Source organism: Rhodopseudomonas palustris BisB18 (assembly GCF_000013745.1).
In the GTDB taxonomy this organism is placed as follows: domain Bacteria; phylum Pseudomonadota; class Alphaproteobacteria; order Rhizobiales; family Xanthobacteraceae; genus Rhodopseudomonas_A; species Rhodopseudomonas_A palustris_F.
In genome coordinates this window covers 4,949,881-4,975,803 of sequence record NC_007925.1, presented here as the reverse complement: position 1 = coordinate 4,975,803, position 25,923 = coordinate 4,949,881, and the positions used below count along the sequence as shown (strand labels likewise).

Genomic DNA, 25,923 nt, shown 5'->3' with positions numbered 1-25,923 from the left:
CTTTGCACGTTCCGGAAATCCGACATTGCCGCGCGCGTACAATGTCACCTTTGTAACAGCGCCGGATCGCGTGGCCCCCGCCGTTGTCGGCATCGTGACACCCGGCGCGCCTTCGAAATCATCATATTTTCAAAGCGCTACTGCTTGCCCACGGGCTGGCACGTTAGTTGCGTAACTGTCGTGGCGGAAGGCTAGGCTGCGGCCCGGCCTGATGCATCGAGACACACCGGCGCGCCCGCACCATCATCGCGCGGCAAACAGCGAGGACGACATGCAGAAGCTGGTACAACTGCTGGAGTTTGGGGCGCCCGGCGCGAAGTCGCTCGAGGAAATTCGGCAGCAGGTCGCCAGCGCAGGCTGCAGTTCGAAGGGCGGCAGCGGCAAGTCGAGCTGCGGCTCGGCAGCCGGGCAGGGCGATCTCGCCCCCGAGGTCTGGGAGAAGGTCAAGAACCATCCCTGCTACAGCGAACAGGCGCATCATCACTTCGCCCGCATGCATGTCGCGGTGGCGCCGGCCTGCAACATCCAGTGCAACTACTGTAATCGCAAATACGATTGCGCCAACGAATCGCGCCCCGGCGTGGTCAGCGAGAAGCTGACTCCCGAACAGGCGGCGAAGAAGGTGCTGGCGGTCGCCTCCAGCGTGCCGCAGATGACCGTGCTCGGCGTCGCCGGCCCCGGCGATCCGTTGGCCAATCCGCAAAAGACCTTCAAGACCTTCGAACTGGTGTCGGCGACTGCGCCGGACATCAAGCTGTGCCTGTCCACCAACGGCCTGATGCTGCCCGACCACGTCGATCGCATCCAGGCGATGAACGTCGACCACGTCACCATCACCATCAACATGATCGACCCGGAAATCGGCGCCAAGATCTATCCGTGGATCTTCTACAACCACCGCCGCTACGAGGGCGTCGAGGCGTCGAAGATCCTCAGCGAGCGGCAATTGCTTGGGCTCGAAATGCTCACCGCGCGGGGCATCCTGGTCAAAGTCAATTCGGTGATGATCCCCGGCGTTAACGACAAGCACCTGGTCGAGGTCAACAAGGCGGTGAAGTCGCGCGGCGCCTTCCTGCACAACATCATGCCGCTGATCTCCGAGCCGGAGCATGGCACGGTGTACGGCCTGTCCGGGCTGCGTGGCCCGTCGGCGCAGGAATTGAAAGCGCTGCAGGACGCCTGCGAAGGCGAGATGAACATGATGCGGCATTGCCGGCAGTGCCGCGCCGACGCCGTCGGCCTGCTTGGCGAGGACCGCAGCGACGAATTCTCCAACGAGAAGGTCGCGGCGATGGAGGTCACCTACGACCTCGAAGCCCGCAAGGCCTATCAGGCCAAGGTCGAGCTGGAGCGCGAGGCGATCGCCAAGGCCAAGACCGCCGAGCTGGTGAAACTCGCCGACGAGACCAGCGCCATCAAGATCCAGGTGGCGATCGCCACCAAGGGCGGTGGCCGGGTCAACGAGCATTTCGGCCACGCCCACGAATTCCAGATCTACGAGGTCTCCACCGCCGGCGCCAAATTCGTCGGCCACCGCCGCGTCGATCTGTATTGCGAAGGCGGCTACGCCTCCGCCGACGGTGCCGCCACCATCATCCGCGCCTTGAACGACTGCACCGCGGTGCTGGTCGCCAAGATCGGCATCTGCCCGAAGGATTCGCTCGCCGCGGCTGGCATCGAGGCGGTGGAAACCTACGCCTTCGAGTTCATCGAGACCTCGGTGATCGCCTACTTCAAGGACTACCTGCAGCGCGTCGAGAAGAAGGAAATCAGCCACGTCGCCAAGGGTGACGCCGACATTCGTCAGGGGGCATTCACCGAGGCCTGAACCGGGCCTTAGCATTTGGTTCGCCGATTTCGACCAGTCGCCGCGCGGATGTTCCGCTCGGCCGTGAAGGATGGAAGACGAAGGACGGAAATAGCATGGCTTACAAGATCATCTCCTCCCAGTGCACCTCGTGTTCGGCCTGCGAGCCGGAATGCCCCAATGTGGCGATCTTCGAAAAGGGCGGCACCTTCCACATCAATCCGAAGAAATGCACCGAATGCCTCGGGCATTTCGACATGGCGCAGTGCGTCGCGGTGTGCCCGGTCGAAGGCACCTGCGTGATCGACAATTCGGTGCCGCGCTATCAGGCGCCGGCGTAAGGGAGGCGCGCATGAGCTTCACGCTGACGCCTTCCGCCGAAAAGTTCATCCGCCGCATGTTGCGCTTCAGCCCCGGCGCCGGCGGCTTCCGCCTCAATGTGAGCGCCGGCGGCTGTGCCGGCCTGTCGGCCGAATTCGACGTCGAGCCCGCGGTGCGCCCGGGCGAGGTGGTCGAAACCATCGGCGACATCTCGTTCTATCTGCCAGTGGCGAGTCAGAAGCTGCTCGACGGCGTGGTGGTCGACTTCGTCGAAACCCCGACCTCGAGCGGCTTCGTGTTCCACGATCCGAAGCGCAGCGCCTGCGGTTGCGCCACCGACAGCACGCCGCAGCCGACCGTCACCCTGCACCAGTTGCGGGAGATCTGACATGGCGCCGGCCGCGGGCAACGAACCGCCGATGTTCGGAGCGGAGCCGTCGTTGCTTGCGGACGCGTTGCTCGGCGCCGGCCTGCCGGCCGCGGCGGAGCGCCATCTCGATCAGGCGGCGTCGCTGTATCACCGCGCCGAACTCGCCGAACAGCATTTGTACGAGGCCAAGGCGTTGGCGCCGGATCACGCCGCGGTGCTGATCGGGCTGTATCGGTTCTACTTCTACAAGGGCCGGCTCGAAGAGGCGCTGGACGTCGCCTGCCATTGCCTCGGCAAGGCCGCGCGCGACAACAGCCTCGTCGCCGACTGGCATTGCGTGAAGCCAGGCGACGCTGATTTCAGCAACTACGCCGCGGTGCTGCCGCGGTTCTATCTGTTCACGCTGAAGGCCTACGCCTATCTGCAGATGCGGCTCGGCGACGTCGACGAAGGCCACGCCGCGGTGCAGAAGCTGCTCGAACTCGACCCCACCGACAAGGTCAATGCCGGGCTGTTGCTCGGCGTCTGGCAACGCATCGGAAAATCCGATGACGATTGATATCAGCATGACGATGGAGAGACGCCGATGAGCAAGATCAGCCGCGACAGCGACATCGTCGAGCTCGACGGCCCGCCGGAGTTTGAGTACGGCGAGAAGGTGCGCTCGCGGCTCAACATCCGCAACGACGGCACCTTTCCCGGCAAGGAGATCGGCGAGGTGCTGGTGAAGAAGGGCGACGAGGGCTACGTGGTCTCGATCGGCACCTTCCTGCAGCAGTTCTACATCTACGGCGTGGATTTCGTATCGCAGGGCCGCAAGGTCGGCATGAAGGGCAGGGAGATCGAGCCGGTGGAACAGGCCGAGTCGGTGATCGAGAAGGACGTGGCGTGATGGCTGAGCCGAAATATCAATGGGGTCAAAGGGTCAAGGCCGCGATCGACCTGTTCAACGACGGCTCGTTTCCGGAGCAGCCGGAGGGCGCCTTGTTGGTGCAGACCGGCGATGCCGGCGAGATCGTCAAGATCGGCAGCCATGTCGAAACCGACACGCCGGTCTATCTGGTGGAATTCGGGCCGAGCCGCGTGGTCGGCTGTCTGGAAGATGAAATCGCAAGCTTCTAGCCGCCGCCTTCGGCGGCCAATCAAGGAATCGAAATTATGAAGATCATGATCCGCAAGGGATCGCAGGGACAGCTCTCGGCCTATGTTCCGAAGAAGGATCTGGAAGAGCCGATCGTGTCGATGGAAAAGCCGGAAATGTGGGGCGGCCACATCACGCTGGCCAATGGCTGGCAGTTGGAATTGCCGGCGCTGGCCGCCGACACCAAGCTGCCGATCACCGTCGAAGCACGGAAGATGTAGCCATGGCGCTGTCGGCAGAGGAGCTCAGTGAAATCGGCGCGCTGCTCGGCGCGCCCGAGGCCGACCCGCAGATCGTGGCGGAGCTGCGCCGGCAGTTTCCGAAACTGTCGCTGACCCGCTGCGACGCGTCCGACATGGCCGACGAGACCGCGTTTCGCGAATATCCGCTGTTCGACCTCTATCTGGTCGACGGCATGGAGCATTGCTGGAAGCTGACATCCGATCCCGCGCGCGCCACCGGTCTGGTGGTGGTGCCGCACAGACTGGCGGCGTAATCGCGCAGCCGGCACAACGAGGTTGAAACCATGACGGAAGCGACCTTCGCAGACATCAAAGCCCGGTTCGGTGCCGGCCAGGTGATCCCCTATCTCGGTCCCGGCGTGCTGGCGCTCGCCGGCGAGGCCTGCGCGGTGCCGGACTCGCCGCTGGCGCTGGTCGGTAAGCTCACCGCCAAGATCAAGGTGCCGCACAAGGTCCGCAACAACGTCACCGGCGCCGCGCAATACATCGAGAACTTCAAGCATCGTTCGACGCTGACCAAGGCGATGATCGAGGCGTTCCGCTCCGACATGCAGCCGACCGCGCTGCATCGCTTTCTGGCGGCGCAGCCGAAGCTGCCGCTGTGGGTCAACGCCTGGTACGACGACCTCGCGATGAAGGCGCTGGCGGGCCGCGCCGATTGGGGCATGGCGCAGGGCGTCAGCCAGACCGAGCATTTCGGCCGCTGGGTGCATTACTTCCGCGCCGACGGCGCGCTGGTGCCGGAAGACACCCCGAGCATCGTCGCCGAGCCGGCTGAGATGCCGCTGTTCGCACCGGCGCCGGCCGAGGCCGCCGCATGGTCGACGCTGCTGTATCAGCCGCTCGGCTCGGTGGCGCCGGCGGCGAATTTTTTGGTGTCGGACAGCGACTTTGTCGAAGTGCTGACCGAAATCGACATTCAGACCCCGCTGCCGGAGCCGGTGCAGAAGATCCGCAGCGGCCGCAACTTCCTGTTCCTCGGCTGCCGCTTCGCCGAACAGCTCGACCGGCTGTTCGCTCGCCAGATCATGAAGCGCTCGTCGGATCGGCATTGGGCGGTGCTGCCCGATCCCTTGACCAAGAACGAAGCCAAGTTTCTCGAAGAACAGAACATCACCCGGATCGACCTGCCGCTGTCGGAGTTCTGCGCCGCGCTGGCGCAGCCCCAGCCCGAGCCGGCGACGGCGTAACAAGGCGCTGGCGAATAGCCAACGAACTGAGGCCGGCGCTAAGCTTCGTCGCTATTCCTCTCAAACAAATCGGCGTTGCTCGAAGGTCTCGTGTCCCGGACGCGGGCCGCGTTCCTCACGCGGCGCCGTGAGCCGGGGCCGTTCCAGACGCCGCGCTCTGTAACGGCCCCGATCTGCAGCGCACCACGCGCAAGCGCTTGGAGCGCTTTCGTCCGGGGCACGATGCTCCCCTGGTCGCGGCGAAACATCGAACACCGTCGCTTCGAAAGCGCAGTCCGATTTCGGCTGTCGCAACGCATTCTCACGACATGCAGTTGTCGCACAGCGCGCCGCGCCGCATCGGTTGTTTTGTTTCATACAGGAGCGGCCGCCGATGTCGGCCCGAACCATTCGATGTCGGGTTTGAAACAACACCCGGGTAGCGCCGGACGAACGCGTTATCTCCAGGTAATCAAAGAGTTTTTCTTATTCTAAACGCGTTGGCACGGTCGTTGCAAAACACTGGTCAGCAAGGCGATGGGTTGTTGTCTGAGCAGTGAATGCAAGGAGCAACGTCCGCATCTGAGCCGTGCGACGGTTTTTGGACGGAAACTCACTGCGCAGCCGCGCACATCGATCAAACGGTTCAAGGCAACGGAGAGAAAACATGGCGGCACTTCGGCAAATCGCGTTCTACGGCAAGGGCGGCATCGGCAAGTCCACCACTTCACAGAACACGCTCGCGGCACTGGTCGAGATGGGTCAGAAGATTCTGATCGTCGGCTGCGACCCCAAGGCGGACTCCACCCGTCTGATCCTCAACACCAAGATGCAGGACACCGTGCTCAGCCTCGCCGCTGAAGCCGGCTCGGTGGAAGACCTCGAACTCGAAGACGTGATGAAGATCGGCTACAAGGGCATCAAGTGCACCGAAGCCGGCGGCCCGGAGCCCGGCGTCGGTTGCGCCGGCCGCGGCGTCATCACCGCGATCAACTTCCTGGAAGAGAACGGCGCCTATGAAGACGTCGATTACGTCTCCTACGACGTGCTCGGCGACGTGGTCTGCGGCGGCTTCGCGATGCCGATCCGCGAGAACAAGGCGCAGGAAATCTACATCGTGATGTCCGGCGAGATGATGGCGCTGTACGCCGCCAACAACATCGCCAAGGGCATTCTGAAGTACGCCTCCTCGGGCGGCGTCCGCCTCGGCGGCCTGATCTGCAACGAACGCCAGACCGACCGCGAGCTCGACCTCGCCGAAGCGCTGGCCGCCCGCCTCAACTCCAAGCTGATCCACTTCGTGCCGCGCGCCAACATCGTGCAGCACGCCGAGCTGCGCCGCCAGACCGTGATCGAATACGCGCCGGACAGCCAGCAGGCCAAGGAATATCGCGCGCTGGCCGAGAAGATCCATGCCAACTCCGGCAAGGGCACCATCCCGACCCCGATCACCATGGAAGAGCTGGAAGGCATGCTGCTCGACTTCGGCATCATGAAGACCGACGAGCAGGCGCTCGCCGAACTCGCGGCCAAGGAAGCGGCGAAGGCCGCCGCCGAAGCCACGGCCTGATTAACACGCGTCTGACGGGGCCGGCTGCCTCATGGCAGTCGGCGCCCAGATCAGCGGTCCCGCGAAACGAGGTATGACCATGAGCTCTGCGATCGCAGCCACCACCGAAGACACCAAGGCGCGCAACAAGGAATTGATCGGGGAGGTCCTCAAGGCCTATCCGGAAAAGTTCGCCAAGCGTCGCGCCAAGCACCTCGGCACCTACGAGTCCGAGAAATCCGAATGCGGCGTCAAGTCCAACATCAAATCGATCCCGGGCGTGATGACGATCCGTGGTTGCGCCTACGCCGGCTCGAAGGGCGTGGTGTGGGGCCCGATCAAGGACATGGTCCACATCAGCCACGGCCCGGTCGGCTGCGGCCAGTATTCCTGGGGGTCGCGCCGTAACTATTACGTCGGCACCACCGGCGTCGACAGCTTCGTCACCATGCAGTTCACCTCCGATTTCCAGGAAAAGGACATCGTGTTCGGTGGCGACAAGAAGCTCGGCAAGCTGATCGACGAAATCGAAGTGCTGTTCCCGCTCAACAAGGGCATCTCGATCCAGTCGGAATGCCCGATCGGTCTGATCGGTGACGACATCGAGGCGGTCTCCAAGGCCAAGTCGAAGCAGTATGACGGCAAAACCATCGTGCCGGTGCGTTGCGAAGGCTTCCGCGGCGTCTCGCAGTCGCTCGGCCACCACATCGCCAACGACGCGGTGCGGGACTGGGTGTTCGACAAGTCGGCCGACAAGCCGGCGCGGTTCGAGCAGACCCCGTACGACGTCGCGATCATCGGCGACTACAACATCGGCGGCGACGCCTGGTCGTCGCGCATCCTGCTCGAAGAAATGGGTCTGCGGGTCATCGCGCAGTGGTCCGGCGACGGCTCGGTGGCCGAACTCGAAGCCACCCCGAAGGCCAAGCTGAACATCCTGCACTGCTACCGCTCGATGAACTACATCACCCGCCACATGGAAGAGAAGTTCGGCATTCCGTGGGTCGAATACAACTTCTTCGGTCCGTCGAAGATCTCGTCGAGTCTGCGCGAAATCGCCAGCCATTTCGACGACAAGATCAAGGAAGGCGCCGAGCGCGTCATCGCGAAATATACCCCGCGGATGGAAGCGGTCATCGCCCAGTACAAGCCTCGCCTGCAGGGCAAGAAGGTGATGCTCTATGTCGGCGGCTTGCGTCCGCGCCACGTCATCGGCGCCTACGAAGATCTCGGCATGGAAGTGGTCGGCACCGGCTATGAATTCGGCCACAACGACGACTATCAGCGCACCACGCATTACGTGAAGGACTCCACGCTGATTTACGACGACGTCACCGGCTACGAGTTCGAGAAGTTCGTCGAGAAGGTGCAGCCCGACCTGGTCGGTTCCGGCATCAAGGAGAAGTACATCTTCCAGAAGATGGGTGTGCCGTTCCGGCAGATGCATTCCTGGGATTACTCCGGTCCGTACCACGGCTACGACGGTTTTGCGATCTTCGCCCGCGACATGGACATCGCGATCAACGCACCGGTCTGGAAACTGAACAAGGCTCCCTGGAGCTAACGTTAGAGCTCCCGGTCAAGCCGCTTCTCATTGTTCCCGCGACTTGCCGGGAGCCCAGAACTCTTCGGAAAGAAAATGTCATGAGCCAGAACGCAGAAAAGATCCTCGACCACTTCGACCTGTTCGCCAAGCCAGACTACAAGGAAATGCTGGAAGGCAAGCGCAAGAACTTCGAAAATCCGGTCTCGGACGCCGAACTCGACCGCGTGCGCGAATGGACCAAGACGCCGGAATATCAGGAAAAGAACTTCGCCCGTGAAGCCCTGGTGATCAACCCGGCCAAGGCCTGTCAGCCGCTCGGCGCCGTGTTCGCCGCGGTCGGCTTCGAGAAGACCTTGCCGTTCGTGCACGGCTCGCAGGGCTGCGTCGCTTACTATCGCAGCCACTTCTCCCGCCACTTCAAGGAGCCGACCTCGTGCGTCTCCTCGTCGATGACGGAAGACGCCGCGGTGTTCGGTGGCCTCAACAACATGGTCGACGGCCTGGCCAACGCGCACGCGCTGTACAAGCCGAAGATGATCGCGGTCTCCACCACCTGCATGGCCGAAGTGATCGGCGACGACCTCAACGCCTTCATCAAGGGCGCCAAGGAAAAGGGCTCGGTCCCGGCCGATTTCGACGTCACCTTCGCCCACACCCCGGCCTTCGTCGGCAGCCACATCACCGGCTACGACAACGCGATGAAGGGCATCGTCGAGCATTTCTGGGACGGCAAGGCCGGCACCGCGCCGAAGCTCGAGCGTCAGCCCAACGGTTCGATCAACTTCATCGGCGGCTTCGACGGCTACACCGTCGGCAACATGCGCGAGATCAAGCGTCTGTTCGACCTGATGGGGATCAAGTACACCATCTTCGGCGACAACAGCGACGTCTGGGATACCCCTGCGGACGGTGAATTCCGGATGTATGACGGCGGCACCACGCTGGAAGACGCCGCCAACGCCATCCACGCCGTCGGCACCATCTCGATGCAGGAATTCTGCACCGAAAAGACCCTGGCGACCATCGCCGCCCACGGCCAGGAAGTCGCCGCCTTCAACCATCCGATCGGCCTGTCCGGCACCGACAAGTTCCTGCAGGAAGTCTCGCGGCTGACCGGCGTGTCGATCCCCGACGCGATCACCAAGGAGCGTGGCCGGCTGGTCGACGCCATCGGCGACTCCAGCGCCCACATCCACGGCAAGAAGTTCGCGATCTTCGGCGATCCGGATCTCTGCCTCGGTCTGGCGGCGTTCCTGCTCGAACTCGGCGCCGAACCGACCCACATCGTCGCCACCAACGGCAACAAGGCGTGGGAAGAAAAGGTCAAGCAGCTGCTCGCCTCCTCGCCGTTCGGCGCCAACTGCAAGGCCTATCCGGGCAAGGATCTGTGGCACCTGCGCTCGCTGCTGTTCACCGAACCGGTCGACTTCATGATCGGCTCGACCTACGGCAAGTATCTCGAGCGCGACACCAATACCCCGCTGATCCGCATCGGCTTCCCGATCGCCGATCGTCACCATCACCACCGCTACCCGGTGTGGGGTTATCAGGGCTCGCTCAACGTGCTGGTCAAGATCCTCGATAAGATCTTCGACGAAATCGACAAGAACGTCGTCGCCGGCAAGAACGACATCAGCTTCGACATCATCCGCTGAGGTCTCTGAGATAGGACGCACGAAAATGAGCAGCCTGGCCGACAAGATCCAAGACGTCTTCAACGAGCCAGGCTGCTCCACCAACACCGGCAAAGCCGCCAAGGAGCGCAAGAAGGGCTGCAGCAAACCGCTGCAGCCCGGCGCCGCTGCCGGCGGCTGTGCCTTTGACGGCGCCAAGATCGCGCTGCAGCCGGTCACCGACGTCGCCCATCTGGTGCACGGCCCGATCGCCTGCGAAGGCAGTTCGTGGGACAACCGCGGCGTCAAGTCGTCGGGCTCCAAGCTCTATCGCACCAGCTTCACCACCGACATGAGCGAGAACGACGTGGTGTTCGGCGGCGAGAAGCGGCTGTTCAAGTCGATCCGCGAAATCATCGAGAAATACGATCCGCCGGCGGTGTTCGTCTATCAGACCTGCGTGCCGGCGATGATGGGCGACGACATCGCCGCGGTCTGCAAGGTGGCGAGCGAGAAGTTCGGCAAGCCGTGCATCCCGATCATCTCCCCGGGCTTCGTCGGGCCGAAGAATCTCGGCAACAAGCTCGCCGGCGAGGCGATGCTGGATTACGTGATCGGCACCCAAGAGCCAGATTACACCACGCCCTACGACATCAACATCATCGGCGAATACAACGTCGCCGGCGAACTCTGGCAGGTCAAGCCGCTGCTCGACGAACTCGGCATCCGCATCCTGTCGTGCCTGTCGGGCGACGCCCGCTACCACGAGATCGCCCGCTCGCACCGCGCCCGCGCCGCGATGATGGTGTGCTCGACCGCGATGATCAACGTCGCCCGCAAGATGGAAGAGCGCTACGGCATTCCGTATTTCGAAGGCTCGTTCTACGGCATCACCGACACCTCGGATTCGCTGCGGCAGATCGCCAGGCTCTTGATCGCGCGCGGCGCCGACGCCGAGTTGATGGACCGCGTCGAAGCGGTGATCGCCCGCGAGGAAGCCCGCGCTTGGGAGGCGCTCAAGGCGTTCACGCCGCGCCTGCAAGGCAAGAAGGTTTTGTTGATCACCGGCGGCGTCAAATCCTGGTCGGTGGTGGCGGCGCTGCAGGAGGCCGGGCTCAGCATCGTGGGCTCAAGCGTCAAGAAGTCGACCAAGGAGGACAAGGAGCGGCTCAAGGAGATGAGCCCCGACGTCCACCAGATCGACGACCTGCGGCCGCGCGAAATGTACAAGATGCTGAAAGAGGCCAAGGCCGACATCATGCTGTCCGGCGGCCGCTCGCAATTCGTGGCGCTGAAGGCCAAGATGCCCTGGCTCGATATCAACCAGGAGCGGCACTACGCCTATGCGGGCTATGTCGGCATCATCGAGATGGTTCGGCAGATCGATAAGGCGTTGTCCAATCCGGTGTGGCAGCAGGTCCGCATGGCGCCGCCGTGGGACGAGGTCAGCTGGGAAGACCGCGCCGACGCCGCCAATGCGGCGGATGCAGCAGCGCTCGCCGCCGATCCGGAGCGCGCCGAGGCCGAGCGCCGGGCGACCATCGTTTGCAAATGCAAGGAGATCAGCGTCGGCACCATCGAGGATGCGATCCGCAGCCACGACCTCACCGTGATCGCGCAAGTCACCCAGCTCACCCAGGCCGGCGGTGGGTGCGGTTCTTGCAAGGAGACCATCGCGGCGATGCTGGCGCGCGAAGCGGCGACCGCCACGGGCGCGCCCTCCGTTCAGGTCGCATGAGGTCGGCAATGGCAAAGATCAAGACGTCCACCAAATCCTGCACCGTCAACTCGCTGAAAATGAGCCAGCCGCTCGGCGGCGCCCTGGCGTTCATGGGCGTGCGCAACTGCATGCCGCTGCTGCACGGTTCACAAGGATGTACTTCGTTCGGTTTGGTACTGTTCGTGCGTCACTTCCGGGAATCCATCCCGCTGCAGACCACCGCGATGAGCGAAGTCGCCACTGTGCTCGGCGGCTACGACAATGTCGAACAGGCGATTGTCAACATTGTCGGACGTACCAAACCCGACATCATCGGCATCTGTTCGACCGGCGTCACCGAGATCAAGGGCGACGACGTCGACAGCTTCATCAAGACCATCCGCGGCAAGCATCCTGAACTCGCCGACGTGGCGCTGGTCAATGTCGCCACACCTGACTTCAAGGACGCCTTCGAGGACGGCTGGTCGAAAGCCACCACGCGGCTGGTCGAAGCTTTGGTGCTGCGGCCGGCGTCCGGCACCTCGCGCCGCCAGGGCCGGCTCAACGTGCTGCCGGGCAGCCATCTCACCCCGGGCGATCTCGACGAACTGCGCGATATCATCGAGGCGTTCGGGCTGCAGCCGACCTTCCTGCCGGATATCTCCGGCTCGCTCGACGGCCACGTGCCCGACGATTTCACGCCGACCACCCATGGCGGCGTCTCGGTGTCGCAGATCGCCGCGATGGGCTCGGCGATCCACACCATCGCGATCGGCGAACAGATGCGCCCCGCGGCCGAAGCGATGGAAGCCCGCACCGGCATCCCGTTCACGCTGTTCCGCCGCCTGACTGGCTTGGCGCCGAACGACGAATTCATCGCTTGCCTTGCCAAGATCAGCGGCAAGCCGGTGCCGGCGAAATATCGCCGCCAGCGCAGCCAGCTGATCGACGCCATGCTGGACGGCCATTTCTACTTCGGCGGCAAGCAGGTTGCGATCGGCGCCGAGCCCGACATGCTGCTGAACATCGGCGGCTGGCTCGCCGATATGGGCTGCCGGATCACCGCGGCGGTGACCACCACCACCTCGCCGGTGCTCGACCAGATTCCCTGCGACGAGGTGCTGATCGGCGACCTCGAGGATCTCGAGGCCGGCGCCGAGGGCTGCGATCTCCTGGTGTCGCATTCGCACGGCCGCCAGGCCGCCGCGCGGCTCGCGGTGCCGTTCCACCGCATCGGGCTGCCGATCTTCGATCGGCTCGGCGCCGCGCATCAATTGTCGGTCGGCTATCGCGGCACCCGCGACCTGATCTTCACCGTCGGCAATCTGTTCATCGCCGACCTCCATGAACCGGATGTCGGCACCTGGCGACAGCCGGCCACACCCACGGATTCCGTCAGTGCGACGCCTGCGACTCATTAAGAGTCCAGCAGGCGGCACACTGGATGCCAAGCAAAGGAGAGCCAGCATGAAGGTCGCGTTCGCCACCCAGGACATGAAGCGCGTCGACGCGCATTTCGGCTGGGCCAAGAATATTGCGATCTACGAGATCGCGCCGGAGGGCTCGCGCTTCCTCGAAGCGGTGCAATTCGGCGACGACATCGAAGACGGCAACGAAGACAAGCTCACCGCGCGGATCGACGCGATCCGCGATTGCGCGATCCTCTACGTCGCCGCGATCGGCGGCTCCGGCGCCGCCCGCGTGGTGGCCGCCAACGTCCATCCGATGAAGGTCGCCGAGCCGCAGCCGATCGCCGAGCTGTTGGAAAAGCTCTGCGCCGTGCTGAAGGGCAATCCGCCGCCGTGGCTGCGCAAGGCGTTGCTGAAGGGCGAGGAGCGCAAGTTCGATTTCGCCGAGGAGGTGGAGCATGGTTGAGGCATCGGTCGCCGAACGCGATCCCGCGCTGGACTCGGTCTTCGTCAAGGAACTGATCAAGCAGTGGCGCGCCCAGGACACCCACGGCGCCTGGGAGGGCAAGAGTGACTTCACCCTGATCGAGCCCTACATCATCACCAAGGAGATGCGCCGCGAGATTCCGATCGTCGGCGATCCGGATCCGGAAACGCTGTGGCGGCTGGAGCTGTTCTACAACGCGGTGTGCCTGGCGATCGAACGCGAGACCGGCCTGATGGTGTCGCCGATGATGAAGATGCACCACGAGGGCTTTGGCCGGATGATCCTCGCCGCCGGGCGGCTGATCGTCGTCAACAAGCAGCTGCGCGACGTGCATCGTTTCGGCTTCGACAGCCTCGCCAAGTTGGCCGAGGAGGGCGACAAATTCGTCACTTCCGGCATCGAGATGATCCGCAAATATCCCGAAGTCGCCGCGTATTGAAGCCAGCCGGAGCCCGCTGATGTCCGACATCGAGACGCTGAAAGCCGAAATCAAGAAACTGTCCTCGCGCGCCATCAACGCGAAGATGAATCTGCACGATCTGTCGGAGGAACTGCCGGTGAACTGGCAGACCATCATGGCCGTCGCGCAGGACACCCACGACGCCTATGCGGCGCTGGAAGCCGCCCGCAAGACCTTGAAAGAGCTGGAAGCCAAGGCCGCCTGAGCGGCGGACTGGCCCCACAGGCATGGATTTCGCGCAGCCCAAGAAAGGCTGCGCCGCAGGAGAACGAGATGAGCATATTTTCCACCCGCGACGGTCAGGCGTGGGAGCCGACCTACATCACCGCGATCGACGGCACCAAATGCATCGGCTGCGGCCGCTGCCACAAGGTCTGTTCGCGCGACGTCATGCACCTGATGGGCGTCAACGAGGACGGCGAGCTGGTCGGCTGCTCGCTGGAGAACGACGACGATGACGACGAGGAATTCGTCCGCAAGGTGATGGTGCTGGACAAGGCCGGCAATTGCATCGGCTGTTCGGCCTGCAACCGGGTCTGCCCGAAGGATTGCCAGACCCACGTCAAGGCCAGCGAACTCGGACTCTGAAGGAGTTTTGCCGTGATCGGCGTAGCATCCCAGCACAATTCGGTCGCCCCGGTGCGGCTCGCGCCGCAGCTGGTCGTCATCGATGATTGCGACGAGGTGTCGCCGGCGGCCGCGATCTATCGCGTGCTGACCGGGCGCGACGCGGCGAATGCCCGGATCGACGACGATCGCGACTTCGACCGCCACGTCCTGGCGTCGATCCTCGCGGTAGCGTTGACCGAACGGGGGGCGGTCACCGAGCGCAGCGGTGTTGCGGCGGACGATCTGGTCGTGCTGCTGGGGCGCTGGTTTCCGCATATCGCCAAACTGTTCATCCCCTCGATCGCCGGCGAACCGCTCGACGACGACGAGGCCGGCATGGTGCGCGACTTGCTCCTCGCCAATCGCTCCAGCGACGGCGATATCGGCCGTTGGCTGGCGGCGATGGTGGCGCGCCGCGCCATGGAGCCGAACCATCTGTGGGAAGACCTCGGGCTGCGCGACCGCAGCGAATTGTCGCGGCTGCTGACCCGGCATTTCGGCCCGTTGGCGCTGAGCAACACCGGCAACATGCGCTGGAAGCGGTTCTTCTATCGCAAGCTCTGCGAGGACGACGGCATCGTGATGTGCTCGACGCCGGTGTGTACGCATTGCGGCGATTTCAGCCGCTGCTTCGGCGACGAGAGCGGCGAAAGCCGAATGGCCGACCGCCGCCGCACCGCCGCGCTGCAGGCGTCGTAGTTCCTACTCGTACAAACCAACACCAAGCCGTCATTCCGGGGCGCGAGCCAGAAGCGCGTTCACGCGCGTCTTCGACGCGCTCTGGCTGCGAGCGAGCCCGGAATCTATAACCCCTGTGTTGGCGGCTGTTCGCAGACGGCAACACCGGGCCTTATTCCGGAGGCCGGGCGTATGGATTCCGGGCTCACTCGCCGCTCACGCGGCTCGCGACCCGGAATGACGCTCATTGAAAACCGTCGTCATTGCCCCGTCGTCTTTGCGACGCTGTCGCAATCAGCTCACCTTGTCGCAATCCCGACATTCCGGCCGACAGCGAAAAACCCCCGCGTTTCGTAGGCTTATGGGCCTGCGGCCGCGATGGCACGGCTGTTGCTTAGTGATGGTCACAAGCGATGCAGAGGAGCGTGCGACATGATCACCCTGAGCGAAGAAGCCGGTAACGCCGTCAAGGCTGCGATGTCCCGCGCCGGCAAGTCCGACGGCGGCTTGCGCGTCATGGTCGAGACCGGCGGCTGCGCCGGCTTCAAATATCTGATCGGGCTCGACACCGAGCCGCGCGCCGACGACGCCGTGATCGACGCCGGCGGAGTGAAAGTGTTCCTCGATCCGGACTCCCAGCCGCTCTTGACCGGACTGAAGATCGGCTTCGTCGAAAGCCTGGAAGGCTCCGGCTTCACCTTCGACAATCCCAACGCCGGCACCAAATGCGGCTGCGGCAAATCCTTCGGCTAACTGAGCGCGAGGCCGCCTGATGCCGACGATGCAGCACGACAGGTTCGGCGAACATTTTGCCAACCCGCGCAATGTCGGCGTGCTGGCGCAGGCCAATGCGGTCGGCTCGGTCGGCACCATGGGGTGGGGCGACGCAGTCAAGCTGATGCTGCAGATCGATCCGGTCACCGACCGGATCGAGCAGGCCCGGTTCCAGACCTTCGGCTGCTCATCGGCGATCGCCTCGTCCTCGGCGATCACCGAGCTGATCACCGGCAAGACCACCGACGAGGCGCTGGAGATCTCCGCCGCTGACGTCGTTGAATTCCTCGGCGGGCTACCGGCGGAGCGGATGTACTGTTCGGTGATGACGTACGAAGCCGTACAAAATGCCATCGCCGACTATCGCCGGCACGGCGCGCCGGCCCCCGCCACGGACTCCGCGGTGATCTGCAAATGCTTCGGCGTCACCCAGGCGATGGCCGAGCGCACCATCCGCATCAATCATCTCACCGATCCGCACCAGGTGACGTTTCATACCAAGGCCGGCGGCGGCTGTTTCAGTTGCTACAAGCAGATCGAAACCGTGCTGGCGCGGGTCAATGCCGACATGGTCGCCGAAGGCCATCTTTCGCCGCGGCAGGCCTACCGGCTGGGCTCGGTGCCGCCGTCGAGCGAAGCATTGAAGCCGCGCGGCGACGCGCCGCCTCCCTTGGGCTCCGGCGCCCGCGCCAATATTCCCGGCCATATCGCGATTCCGCCGCGCCCGGCGCCGACTTCGGCAGCACCCCGCCCGGTGCTGCCGCCGTCGGAAAATCGCGACCGCGGCACGCCCGAACAATTCGAACTGATCAAGCAGGCGGTCGAAGCGTTGCGCCCGCATCTGCAGCGCGACGGCGGCGATTGCGAGCTGGTCGATGTCGACGGCAACACCATCTATCTGCGGCTGTCGGGCAATTGCGTCGATTGTCAGTTGGCGTCGGTGACGCTGTCCGGCGTGCAGGCGCAGCTCGCCGAGAAGCTGCAGCGCCCGGTGCGCGTGGTGCCGGTGTCATGAGCGGAGTAGCCCCCATGGTCTATCTCGACGCCAACGCCACCACCGCGGTCGATCCGCGCGTGGTCGAAAAGATGCTGCCGCTGTTCACCGAAACTTACGGCAATCCGTCGTCGAAGCACGGCTTCGGCGAGGCCGCAGGCGTCGCGTTGCGGCGCGCCCGCGAGCAGGTGAAATCGCTGCTCGGCGCCGAACAGGCCGCCGAGATCGTGTTCAATTCCGGCGGCACCGAAGGCGCTAATGCTGCGATCATGTCGGCGCTGGAAGCCTCGCCGCGACGGCGCGAGATCATCATCAGCGCGGTCGAGCATCCCGCGGTGCTGGCGCTGTGCGCCTGGCTGGAAAAGAACAAAGGCATCCGCATCCACATCATCCCGGTGGACCGCGAAGGCTGGCTGGATCTTGCCGCCTACAAGGCGGCGCTGTCGGAGCGGGTCGCGGTGGTGTCGATCATGTGGGCCAACAACGAGACCGGGGTGATCTTCCCGGTGCCGGAATTGGCCGAGCAGGCCAAGGAATTCGGCGCGCTGTTTCACACCGACGCGGTGCAGGCGGTCGGCAAGCTGCCGATCGACCTGAAGTCGACCGAGATCGACATGCTGTCGCTGTCCGGCCACAAGTTTCATGCGCCGAAAGGCATCGGCGCGCTGTATCTGCGCAACAGCGTGCGGTTCAAGCCGCAGCTGAAGGGCGGCCATCAGGAACGCGGCCGCCGCCCCGGCACCGAGAACATGCCGGGCATCGTCGGCCTCGGCGCCGCCGCGGAGTTGGCCGCGGCGCATCTGGAAGAGGAAAACATCCGGGTCCGCGCGCTGCGCGACCGGCTGGAGCAAAGCATCCTCTCGCAGGTCGGCAATTGCGTTGCGGTGGGTAGCGGCGCCGAGCGGCTGCCGAATACGTCGACCATCGCGTTCTCCTACATCGAGGGCGAAAGCATCGTGCTGTTGCTCGATCGCGCCGGCATCGCGGTGTCGATGGGTTCGGCCTGTTCGGTCGGCTCGTTCGAGCCGTCGCACGTACTGACCGCGATGCACGTCGCCAAGGAAGCGGTGCGCGGCGCGGTGCGGTTCTCGCTGTCGCGCGACACTACCGATGCGGACATCGACCGGGCGATCGCCGCGGTGCCGCCGATCGTCGCCAAGCTGCGGGCGATTTCGCCGTTCGGATCACAGGGGGGGGCGCCGCAGGCGCTCGATCAGGCGCATGTTTAGAGATTTCGGCTTTGACGTGCCGCGCACCCGTCCGGCGGCGAACGTTGTCCCCGCGACGCCGCTTCCCGCCATCGTGCTGAACGACACCACGCTGCGCGACGGCGAGCAGGCGCCGGGCGTCGCCTTCACCACCGCCGAAAAGCTCGCCATCGCCCGCGCCTTGGCGCTGGCCGGTGTGCCGGAAATCGAAGCCGGCACCCCGGCGATGGGCCGCGAAGAGATCACCGCGATCCGCGCCATCGTCGAGGACGGCTTGCCGCTGACCACCATCGCCTGGTGCCGGATGCGCACCGAGGACGTCGACGCAGCACTCGCCGCCGGCGTGGCGATGGTCAATCTGTCGGTGCCGGTGTCCGACGTGCAGATCGCCGCCAAGCTCGGCGGCAAGCGCTCTAACGCCATCGAAATGTTGAAGCGCGTGGTCGGCTACGCCCGCGACAAGGGGCTCGCGGTCGCGGTCGGCGGCGAGGATTCCTCGCGCGCCGATGTCGGCTTTCTCACCGAGATCATCGCCGAAGCCAAAGCCGCCGGCGCCCGCCGCTTCCGCATCGCCGATACGCTCAGCGTGCTCGATCCCGACGCCGCCTTCCAGCTGATGGCGGCGCTGCGCCGCTCCACCGATCTCGAACTCGAATTCCACGGCCACGACGATCTCGGCCTTGCCACCGCCAACACCCTGGCGGCGATCAAGGCCGGCGCCAGCCACGCTTCGGTCACGGTGATCGGGCTCGGCGAACGCGCCGGCAACGCGCCGCTCGAGGAGGTCGCGGTGGCTTTGAAGCAGCTCTACGGCCGCGACACCGGCGTGGTGCTGTCGGAACTCGGCCGCGTCGCCGCGATCGTGGCGGCGGCGGCGTCGCGCACCATCCCGCTCAACAAGGCGATCGTCGGCGAGCACGTCTTCACTCACGAGTCCGGCATCCACGTCGACGGCCTGCTGAAAGATCACCGCACCTACCAATCGCTCGACCCGCGGCTGTTCGGTCGTTCCAACCGCATCGTGATCGGCAAGCATTCCGGGCTGTCGGCGATCACCTCGACGCTGGCGGCGCTGAACCTGCCGGCCACGCCGACCGAGTTGCAGGGCATTCTGGCCCGGGTGCGCGAACACGCCGTCGCCAACAAGGGGCCGGTCGAGGCCGAGACGCTGGCGGCGATTTGGCGCGAGGTCTGCGACCAACCATTGCCGAATTGCGCCTGAGGCCGCGCCGCGGTCCACCGCCAACAGAAGGACGCCGAAATATGTGCTCGCCCACCCAACCCACTCTCGCCGCCGGCAACGTGGTCGACCAGCTCAAGCGCGCCGGCTCGGCGGAGGAGTTCTTCACCCTGCTCGGGGTCTGCTTCGATCCCAAGGTGCTCGACGTCGCGCGGCTGCACATCCTGAAGCGGATGGGACAATACCTCGCCAGCGAAGATCTCGAAGCGATGCCGAATTCGGTCGCCGCGGCGCGCTGCAAGGCGGTGCTGGAACGCGCCTATGAGGACTTCCTCACCTCGACGCCGCTCGATCAGCGGGTGTTCAAGGTGTTGAAGGACGCGGTGGCGCCGAAGAAAACCCATTTCGTCCCGCTCGAGACCCTGAAGTAACATCTTCGCGATCGTACCCGCGCGAACAGCGGGTTCGGTTTCTGACCTGAATGAACAGCCACGAGCGGCGCGGCAACGCGCCGCTCGTGGCGTTTCGGCGCACGACGTGCGGCCCGCACGGTCCGAGAAACCCTGCCGCAGCGCTGGTTGATTGTCCCCATTCCCCCGCGGCGCTGTCATCTTCCCGACAAGTGTCGGACTTGCGTTGTCGCAGGTCATTTTGTTGCGCGCCGGCCGGCGCCTCGACGTTTCGGTAAGTCATTGTCTCGGCGTGATAAATCGGTCCGAGGAAAAGTTGGTATGAGGCTTGCTGTTAGCAAGCCAGATGAAAGCTTCGGAGCCGCACATGCATATCGTCGTATGTATCAAGCAAGTCCCGGATTCGGCGCAGATCCGCGTCCATCCGGTCACCAACACGATCATGCGCCAAGGGGTGCCGACGATCATCAACCCGTATGATCTGTTCGCCCTCGAAGAGGCGATGCGGCTGCGCGACAAGTTCGGCGGCGAGGTCACGGTGCTGACGATGGGCCCGCCCTCGGCCGAGGACTCGCTTCGCAAGGCGCTGACCTTCGGCGCCGACCGCGCCGTGCTGTTGACCGACCGGTTCTTCGCCGGCGCCGACACTTTGGCGACCAGCTATGCGCTCGCCGCCGCGGTGCGCAAGATCGGCTCGAGCATCGCTCCGGTCGATATCGTGTTCACCGGCAAGCAGACCATCGACGGCGACACCGCCCAGGTCGGCCCCGGCGTCTGCAAGCGGCTCGGCTTCCTGCAGCTCACTTACGTCTCCAAGGTCGTCAACCTCGACCTGCAGGGCCGTAGTATCGAAGTGGAGCGTCGCTCCGAAGGCGGCGTGCAGGTGCTGCGCTCGACGCTGCCGGTGCTGATCACCATGCTGGAGGGCACCAACGAGGTGCGTCGCGGCTCGATGGTCAACGCGCTGAGTGCGGCGCGCGCCGAAATCGTCAAATGGAGCGCGCAGGATGCCGGCGTCGAGGATATCGGCAAATGCGGCCTGCGCGGTTCGCCGACCGTGGTGAAGCGCGTGTTCGCGCCGACCCCGCGGGCGGAGAAGGCGGCGCTGGTCGATCCGGCCGGCCGTCCGCCCGCCGACGCGCTGATCGAGGAGATCTTCAAGCTCAGGCCGAAGCTCGAAGACGACATGTTCCAACTCGCCCGCGGTTTCTGAAACACCAACGAAAGCTGCTTCCGATGGCACAGCCGACCAAAACCCCGACCCCTGCACCCGCCGGCCGCGCGGCTGCGAAGAAGGAGCTGTCCGAGCACTTCAAGCAGTACAAGCACGTCTGGGTGTTCATCGAGCAAGAGCGCGGTCACGTTCATCCGGTCTCCTGGGAGCTGATGGGCTCCGGCCGCAAGCTCGCCGACAAGCTCGGCGTCGATCTCGCCGCGGTGCTGATCGGCGCGCCCGGCGAGGCCTTGAACGCCGCGGTCGCCGAATCGTTCTGCTACGGCGCTGATCTCGCTTATGTCTGCGCCGACCCGGTGCTGCAGGATTATCGCAACGAGCCCTACAGCAAGGCTTTGACCGACATGGTCAACACCTACAAGCCGGAAGTGCTGCTGCTCGGCGCCTCGACGCTCGGCCGCGACCTGGCCGGCGCGGTGGCGACCACGCTGTTGACCGGCCTCACCGCCGACTGCACCGAGCTCGAAGTCGACACCGACGGCTCGCTGGCGGCGACCCGGCCGACCTTCGGCGGCTCGCTGTTGTGCACCATCTACACGCTGAACTTCCGGCCGCAGATGGCGACCGTGCGTCCGCGCGTGATGCCGATGCCGGATCGCGTCGAAAAGCCGATCGCCCGCGTCATCGAGCACACCCTCGGCATGGTCGAGGCCGACATCGTCACCAAGATCCTGGCCTTCGTGCCGGACCGCGACAAGGCGACCTCCAATCTCGCATTCGCCGACGTCGTCGTCTCCGGCGGCCTCGGCCTCGGCTCGCTGGAAAACTTCCAGCTGGTGAAGCAACTCGCCAGCGTGCTCGGCGCCGAATATGGCTGCTCGCGGCCGCTGGTGCAGAAGGGCTGGGTCGCCGCCGATCGCCAGATCGGCCAGACCGGCAAGACCATCCGGCCGAAGCTGTACATCGCCGCCGGCATCTCCGGCGCGATCCAGCATCGCGTTGGCGTCGACGGCGCCGATCTGATCGTGGCGATCAACACCGACAAGAACGCGCCGATCTTCGACTTCGCCCATCTCGCCCTTGTCACCGACGCCATCCGGCTGTTGCCGGCGCTGACGGAAGCCTTCCGCAAGCGGCTGTCGCCGCACACCCGCGACCGGATCGCAAGCTAAAGGAGATCGCCATGATTGACGAACGTTTCGACGCGATCGTTGTCGGTGCCGGCATGGCCGGCAACGCCGCCGCGCTCACCATGGCCAAGCGTGGCTTGAAAGTGCTGCAGATCGAGCGCGGCGAATACCCCGGCTCGAAGAACGTGCAGGGCGCCATCCTGTACGCCGACATGCTGGAAAAGCTGGTGCCGAACTTCCGCGAGGACGCACCGCTGGAGCGCCACCTCGTCGAGCAGCGGTTCTGGATCATGGACGAGCGCGCCCACACCGGGCTGCATTATCGCTCCGACGATTTCAACGAAGAGAAGCCGAACCGCTACACCATCATCCGGGCGCAGTTCGACCGCTGGTTCTCCTCCAAGGTGCGCGAAGCCGGCGCCATCGTGCTGTGCGAAACCACCGTCAAGGAACTCGTGAAGGACGCCTATGGCAAGGTGATCGGGGTGTTGACCGATCGCGAAGGCGGCCAGGTCCATGCCGACGTGGTGGTGCTGGCCGAGGGCGTCAACGGCCTGCTCGGCACCCGCGCCGAATTGCGCGATCGTCCGACCCCGCAGAACGTGGCGCTGGCGGTCAAGGAAATGCACTTCCTGCCGCGCGAGACCATCGAAGCGCGGTTCAACCTCAAGGGCGACGAAGGCGTGGTGATCGAGGCCGCCGGCACCATCTCGCGCGGCATGACCGGCATGGGCTTCATCTATGCCAACAAGGAATCGGTGTCGCTCGGCATCGGCTGTCTGGTGGCGGATTTCCAGAAGACCGGGGAGACGCCGTACGATCTGCTCGACCGCTTCAAGAAGCACCCGTCGGTGGCGCCGCTGATCGAAGGCTCGGAAGTCAAGGAATATGCCGGCCATCTGATTCCGGAAGGCGGCTACAACGCCATCCCGAAACTGTTCGGCGACGGCTGGGTGGTGGTCGGCGACGCCGCCCAACTCAACAACGCGATGCACCGCGAGGGCTCGAATCTCGCGATGACCTCGGGGCGTTTGGCGGGCGAGGCGATCTTCCAGATCAAGTCGCGTAAGGATCCGATGACCGCGGCCAACCTCGCGCTCTACAAGAAGATGATCGACGACTCCTTCGTGATCAAGGATCTGAAGAAGTACAAGGATATGCCGGGTCTGTTGCACATCCAGTCGCAGAACTTCTTCCTGACCTATCCGCAACTGGTGTCGAAGGCGCTGCAGAACTTCGTCCGCGTCGACGGCACGCCGAAGGCGGAGAAGGAAAAGCTGACGCTGAAGTCGTTCGTGGCGGCGCGGTCCTGGACCGGGCTGTTCGGCGATGCCATCCGCTTCGCCCGGGCGTGGCGCTGAGTCGCGTCGCAAGCGCAACTGATTGATCGAATTATTCGGAGGTCGAAACCATGACAACGGAACCGGGCGTGCGGGTCGAGGACAAGCTGTTCCAGAATCGCTATCTGGTCGACGCCGGCCAGGCGCATATCAAGGTCAAGCCGCATACCAAGCCGTCGGCGGCCTTGCTGACGCTGCTCAAGGTCTGCCCGGCGCATTGCTACGATCTCAACAGCAACGGCCAGGTCGAGGTCGCCCCCGACGGCTGCGTCGAATGCGGCACCTGCCGGGTGATCGCCGAAGGCAGCGGCGAGATCGAGTGGAACTACCCGCGCGGCGGCTACGGCGTGCTGTTCAAATTCGGCTGAGCGGGTTGGCGCTGGTAAGCATTGGCGCGGTGACTCGTGTCCCGGGCGCGGTGCAGCGCGAAGCGCTGCGCCGCAGAACCGGGACCGTTACGAGTGATGCCATGAGAAGCCGCGGTCCGTAACGGCCCCGGCTCTCAGCGCACCACGCCGCAAGTGCGGCGCGCTGCGCTTTCGTCCGGGGCACGTCGCGTCGCAGATTTCGTACGCGCTTCTCACCAAATACAAGGCCGTCATTCCGGGGCGCGAGAGCGATAGCTCGAGCGAACCCGGAATCTCGCAACGCGCCGCGGACTCCTGCATCCGCAGCAAGATTCCGGGTTCGCTCGCAAGTGCTCGCGCCCCGGAATGACGGCGCGTAGTGTGACGGTTGCAATTGCGGTCGATCGCTCCGTATCAAAGAAAAAGCCTCCCGGCATCGCTGCCGGGAGGCTTTTGAGTGACATAGGTTACGTGTTTCGGACTATTCCGCCGCCATCGCCAGATCAGCGGCGCCGGCCTCGATCGACACCGCGACCGATTGGATGATCGCGGCGAACCGCACCGCGGTCTGGATCGCCGCCGTGCTCACCCCGGCCGCAAGCAGCACCTTTTCATGCGAATCGATGCACATGCCGCAACCGTTGATCGCCGACACCGCCAGCGACCACAATTCGAAGTCGGCCTTGTCGACGCCGGGATTGGCGATCACGTTCATCCGCAGCCGCGCCGGCATCGTGGCGTAGTCCTTGTTCGACGCCAGATGCACGAAGCGATAATAGACGTTGTTCATCGCCATGATCGCCGCTGCGGATTTCGCCGCCGCGATCACCGCAGGCGCGACGTTGTCGCGCGCCACAGCCTGCATCGCCGCGATCACGTCGGGGTTGCGCGTCGCCACCGCGGCGGCGACGAACAAGCCGTATTTGGTCTGCGGCGCCAGCGTTTCGTCGCTCGCCATCGATGAGAGGTTGAGCCTCACATCCTTGGCGAAGTCCGGAATCCGCTCCTTCAATGCATCGATCGACATGCCGCGTTACGCCACCTTGAGGGTTTCGCCGCCGACTTCGCGGTTGCACGGGCACAATTCGTCGGTCTGCAACGCGTCGAGCACCCGCAAGGTGTCCTTCGGGCTGCGGCCGACATTGAGGTTGTTGCCGTAGACGTGCTGGATGACGTTGTCGGGATCGACGATGAACGTGTAGCGATAGGCGACGCCGTCGGGCGAGCGCACGCCGAGGCCATCGACCAGCGAGCCCTTGGAATCGCCGAACTGCCAGATCGCCAGCTTGTGCAGATCCTTGTGGTCGCGCCGCCACGCCAGTTTGCAGAATTCGTTGTCGGTCGAGCCGCCCAGCACGACCGCGTCGCGATCGGCGAAATCCTTCGACAGCCGGGCGAATTCGGCGATTTCAGTCGGGCACACGAAGGTGAAATCTTTCGGATAGAAGAAGATCACCTTCCACTTCCCTGGAAAGCTGGTCTCCGTCAGCGTCTCGAACGCGCTTTGTCCGTTTTCCTCCTGCACATGAAAGCCGGGCTTCACGCCGACGACTTCGAAGGACGGCAGGTGGTCACCAATTCCGAGCATTTTATCGATTCCTTGTGGTTCTGTATCCGGCAATAACGACGCCGCTCAGCTAGATGCAAGCGATATGCCATTGCAACAAGACGAAAAGCCCAGATGCCGGCGTTGTAAATGGCCTGTCAGCATCGCCGCTATGCATGTGACGGCGTCAGCACAGATATCCCTTGCAGACTTGGACTTCGCGGTACGATTCGTGTAGTAACGCGATCCCCAGGGAAAACCATTCCCGCAGCCATGGATTTCAGATGAAGCTGAGTGCTCGCAATATTCTTCCCGGTAAAGTTGTGGCGGTTACCAAGGGATCGACCACCGCGCACGTCAAGGTCGAGCTCGCCTCCGGCCTGACCATCATGTCGGCGATCACCAACGAAGCCGTCGACGATCTCGCCATCAAGGTCGGCGATACGGTGTCGGCCGTGGTCAAGTCGTCCGACGTGATGATCGGCAAGTAGGATTTCCGCCATCAATGCTCTGGATCGCGTCGGTTGCTTCCGGCGCGGATCGGGCAGGGAGGCTATTCTGTCATTGCGCGCCGAGATCGGCGCGCCGCGCCGAGCGAACTGCGAAGCGATCCAGGGGCGTCGCGCGTGATGCCCTGGATGGCTTCGTCGCAACAGTCCTCGCATGACGGACTGCGAGGTTCGGTCTCGTTGCGGCAATGCACCGAGACTGGAAACGCGG

31 protein-coding genes are annotated in these 25,923 nt (G+C 64.2%); 29 read left to right on the top strand and 2 right to left on the bottom strand.

Features of this window, described 5'->3' with window-relative positions; genetic code table 11:
* The first annotated feature begins 271 nt into the window (after positions 1-271).
* From nifB to RPC_RS22275, 28 genes are all read left to right on the top strand, one after another.
* Entirely contained in the window at positions 272-1,828 is a 1,557-nt protein-coding gene (gene nifB / locus RPC_RS22415; RefSeq protein WP_011474875.1) for a nitrogenase cofactor biosynthesis protein NifB, read from the top strand.
* Between the two features lie 95 nt (positions 1,829-1,923).
* Complete coding sequence (locus RPC_RS22410) at positions 1,924-2,148, top strand: 4Fe-4S binding protein (protein ID WP_011474874.1); 225 nt, start codon at positions 1,924-1,926, stop codon at positions 2,146-2,148.
* 11 nt (positions 2,149-2,159) lie between these two features.
* Positions 2,160-2,516 (top strand): HesB/IscA family protein, encoded by a 357-nt coding sequence (locus RPC_RS22405; RefSeq protein ID WP_011474873.1) that lies wholly within the window; start codon positions 2,160-2,162, stop codon positions 2,514-2,516.
* Position 2,517: 1 nt separating this feature from the next.
* Positions 2,518-3,057 (top strand): hypothetical protein, encoded by a 540-nt coding sequence (locus RPC_RS22400; RefSeq protein ID WP_011474872.1) that lies wholly within the window; start codon positions 2,518-2,520, stop codon positions 3,055-3,057.
* 27 nt (positions 3,058-3,084) lie between these two features.
* Positions 3,085-3,390, top strand: coding sequence for a nitrogen fixation protein NifZ (locus RPC_RS22395; protein ID WP_011474871.1), 306 nt, complete (start codon positions 3,085-3,087; stop codon positions 3,388-3,390).
* Positions 3,390-3,620, top strand: coding sequence for a nitrogen fixation protein NifZ (locus RPC_RS22390; RefSeq protein ID WP_011474870.1), 231 nt, complete (start codon positions 3,390-3,392; stop codon positions 3,618-3,620). The genes RPC_RS22395 and RPC_RS22390 overlap by 1 nt, the downstream gene beginning before the upstream one ends.
* 36 nt (positions 3,621-3,656) lie before the next feature.
* The gene (nifT, locus tag RPC_RS22385; RefSeq protein ID WP_011474869.1) at positions 3,657-3,860 is read left to right on the top strand and encodes a putative nitrogen fixation protein NifT; all 204 of its coding nucleotides are present in this window, start codon (positions 3,657-3,659) and stop codon (positions 3,858-3,860) included.
* A gap of 2 nt (positions 3,861-3,862) precedes the next feature.
* Positions 3,863-4,135 (top strand): hypothetical protein, encoded by a 273-nt coding sequence (locus RPC_RS22380; RefSeq protein WP_011474868.1) that lies wholly within the window; start codon positions 3,863-3,865, stop codon positions 4,133-4,135.
* A 30-nt stretch (positions 4,136-4,165) separates the two neighbouring features.
* Positions 4,166-5,071: an SIR2 family NAD-dependent protein deacylase gene (locus tag RPC_RS22375; RefSeq protein WP_011474867.1), complete on the top strand. Its 906-nt coding sequence runs from the start codon at positions 4,166-4,168 to the stop codon at positions 5,069-5,071.
* Positions 5,072-5,717: 646 nt separating this feature from the next.
* Positions 5,718-6,620 carry a nitrogenase iron protein gene (nifH, locus tag RPC_RS22365; protein ID WP_011474866.1) on the top strand — a complete coding sequence of 301 codons (903 nt, stop codon included), beginning with the start codon at positions 5,718-5,720 and terminating at the stop codon, positions 6,618-6,620.
* Positions 6,621-6,699: 79 nt separating this feature from the next.
* Positions 6,700-8,163: a nitrogenase molybdenum-iron protein alpha chain gene (gene nifD / locus RPC_RS22360; RefSeq protein WP_041803202.1), complete on the top strand. Its 1,464-nt coding sequence runs from the start codon at positions 6,700-6,702 to the stop codon at positions 8,161-8,163.
* Positions 8,164-8,243: 80 nt separating this feature from the next.
* Positions 8,244-9,800, top strand: coding sequence for a nitrogenase molybdenum-iron protein subunit beta (gene nifK / locus RPC_RS22355; protein ID WP_011474864.1), 1,557 nt, complete (start codon positions 8,244-8,246; stop codon positions 9,798-9,800).
* A gap of 25 nt (positions 9,801-9,825) precedes the next feature.
* Entirely contained in the window at positions 9,826-11,496 is a 1,671-nt protein-coding gene (gene nifE / locus RPC_RS22350) for a nitrogenase iron-molybdenum cofactor biosynthesis protein NifE (RefSeq protein ID WP_011474863.1), read from the top strand.
* Between the two features lie 8 nt (positions 11,497-11,504).
* Positions 11,505-12,878 carry a nitrogenase iron-molybdenum cofactor biosynthesis protein NifN gene (nifN, locus tag RPC_RS22345; RefSeq protein WP_011474862.1) on the top strand — a complete coding sequence of 458 codons (1,374 nt, stop codon included), beginning with the start codon at positions 11,505-11,507 and terminating at the stop codon, positions 12,876-12,878.
* A 46-nt stretch (positions 12,879-12,924) separates the two neighbouring features.
* Positions 12,925-13,332, top strand: coding sequence for a nitrogen fixation protein NifX (gene nifX, locus RPC_RS22340; protein WP_011474861.1), 408 nt, complete (start codon positions 12,925-12,927; stop codon positions 13,330-13,332).
* Entirely contained in the window at positions 13,325-13,792 is a 468-nt protein-coding gene (locus tag RPC_RS22335; protein WP_011474860.1) for a NifX-associated nitrogen fixation protein, read from the top strand. Before nifX ends, RPC_RS22335 begins: the two co-directional genes overlap by 8 nt.
* Before the next feature lie 19 nt (positions 13,793-13,811).
* Positions 13,812-14,018: a CCE_0567 family metalloprotein gene (locus RPC_RS22330; RefSeq protein ID WP_011474859.1), complete on the top strand. Its 207-nt coding sequence runs from the start codon at positions 13,812-13,814 to the stop codon at positions 14,016-14,018.
* 68 nt (positions 14,019-14,086) lie between these two features.
* Positions 14,087-14,401 carry a ferredoxin III, nif-specific gene (gene fdxB / locus RPC_RS22325; protein WP_011474858.1) on the top strand — a complete coding sequence of 105 codons (315 nt, stop codon included), beginning with the start codon at positions 14,087-14,089 and terminating at the stop codon, positions 14,399-14,401.
* A 69-nt stretch (positions 14,402-14,470) separates the two neighbouring features.
* Positions 14,471-15,121, top strand: a complete 651-nt coding sequence (locus tag RPC_RS22320) for a nitrogen fixation protein NifQ (protein ID WP_415914850.1) — start codon at positions 14,471-14,473, stop codon at positions 15,119-15,121.
* Positions 15,122-15,532: 411 nt separating this feature from the next.
* A complete protein-coding gene (locus RPC_RS22315; RefSeq protein WP_011474856.1) occupies positions 15,533-15,853 on the top strand; it encodes a HesB/IscA family protein in 321 nt (106 codons plus the stop codon).
* Between the two features lie 19 nt (positions 15,854-15,872).
* Entirely contained in the window at positions 15,873-16,889 is a 1,017-nt protein-coding gene (locus tag RPC_RS22310) for an iron-sulfur cluster assembly scaffold protein NifU (protein ID WP_011474855.1), read from the top strand.
* On the top strand, positions 16,886-18,097 hold the full coding sequence (gene nifS / locus RPC_RS22305; protein WP_041802206.1) for a cysteine desulfurase NifS: 1,212 nt from the start codon (positions 16,886-16,888) through the stop codon (positions 18,095-18,097). Before RPC_RS22310 ends, nifS begins: the two co-directional genes overlap by 4 nt.
* The gene (gene nifV, locus RPC_RS22300; protein WP_011474853.1) at positions 18,090-19,298 is read left to right on the top strand and encodes a homocitrate synthase; all 1,209 of its coding nucleotides are present in this window, start codon (positions 18,090-18,092) and stop codon (positions 19,296-19,298) included. Before nifS ends, nifV begins: the two co-directional genes overlap by 8 nt.
* A gap of 41 nt (positions 19,299-19,339) precedes the next feature.
* Positions 19,340-19,687, top strand: a complete 348-nt coding sequence (nifW, locus tag RPC_RS22295; RefSeq protein ID WP_011474852.1) for a nitrogenase stabilizing/protective protein NifW — start codon at positions 19,340-19,342, stop codon at positions 19,685-19,687.
* 346 nt (positions 19,688-20,033) lie between these two features.
* On the top strand, positions 20,034-20,879 hold the full coding sequence (locus RPC_RS22290) for an electron transfer flavoprotein subunit beta/FixA family protein (RefSeq protein ID WP_041803198.1): 846 nt from the start codon (positions 20,034-20,036) through the stop codon (positions 20,877-20,879).
* Positions 20,880-20,902: 23 nt separating this feature from the next.
* Entirely contained in the window at positions 20,903-22,012 is a 1,110-nt protein-coding gene (locus tag RPC_RS22285; protein WP_011474850.1) for an electron transfer flavoprotein subunit alpha/FixB family protein, read from the top strand.
* An 11-nt stretch (positions 22,013-22,023) separates the two neighbouring features.
* Positions 22,024-23,331, top strand: coding sequence for an FAD-dependent oxidoreductase (locus RPC_RS22280; protein ID WP_011474849.1), 1,308 nt, complete (start codon positions 22,024-22,026; stop codon positions 23,329-23,331).
* 50 nt (positions 23,332-23,381) lie between these two features.
* Positions 23,382-23,678, top strand: a complete 297-nt coding sequence (locus RPC_RS22275; RefSeq protein WP_011474848.1) for a ferredoxin family protein — start codon at positions 23,382-23,384, stop codon at positions 23,676-23,678.
* 460 nt (positions 23,679-24,138) lie between these two features.
* Here RPC_RS22275 and RPC_RS22270 read toward each other — a convergent pair whose 3' ends face one another.
* Both RPC_RS22270 and RPC_RS22265 read right to left on the bottom strand, forming a co-directional pair.
* Entirely contained in the window at positions 24,139-24,684 is a 546-nt protein-coding gene (locus RPC_RS22270; RefSeq protein ID WP_011474847.1) for a carboxymuconolactone decarboxylase family protein, read from the bottom strand.
* 6 nt (positions 24,685-24,690) lie between these two features.
* Positions 24,691-25,245: a peroxiredoxin gene (locus RPC_RS22265; RefSeq protein ID WP_011474846.1), complete on the bottom strand. Its 555-nt coding sequence runs from the start codon at positions 25,243-25,245 to the stop codon at positions 24,691-24,693.
* 242 nt (positions 25,246-25,487) lie between these two features.
* On the opposite strand from RPC_RS22265, the gene RPC_RS22260 reads away from it, so the two are divergent.
* Complete coding sequence (locus tag RPC_RS22260; protein ID WP_011474845.1) at positions 25,488-25,694, top strand: TOBE domain-containing protein; 207 nt, start codon at positions 25,488-25,490, stop codon at positions 25,692-25,694.
* Positions 25,695-25,923: the final 229 nt, after the last annotated feature.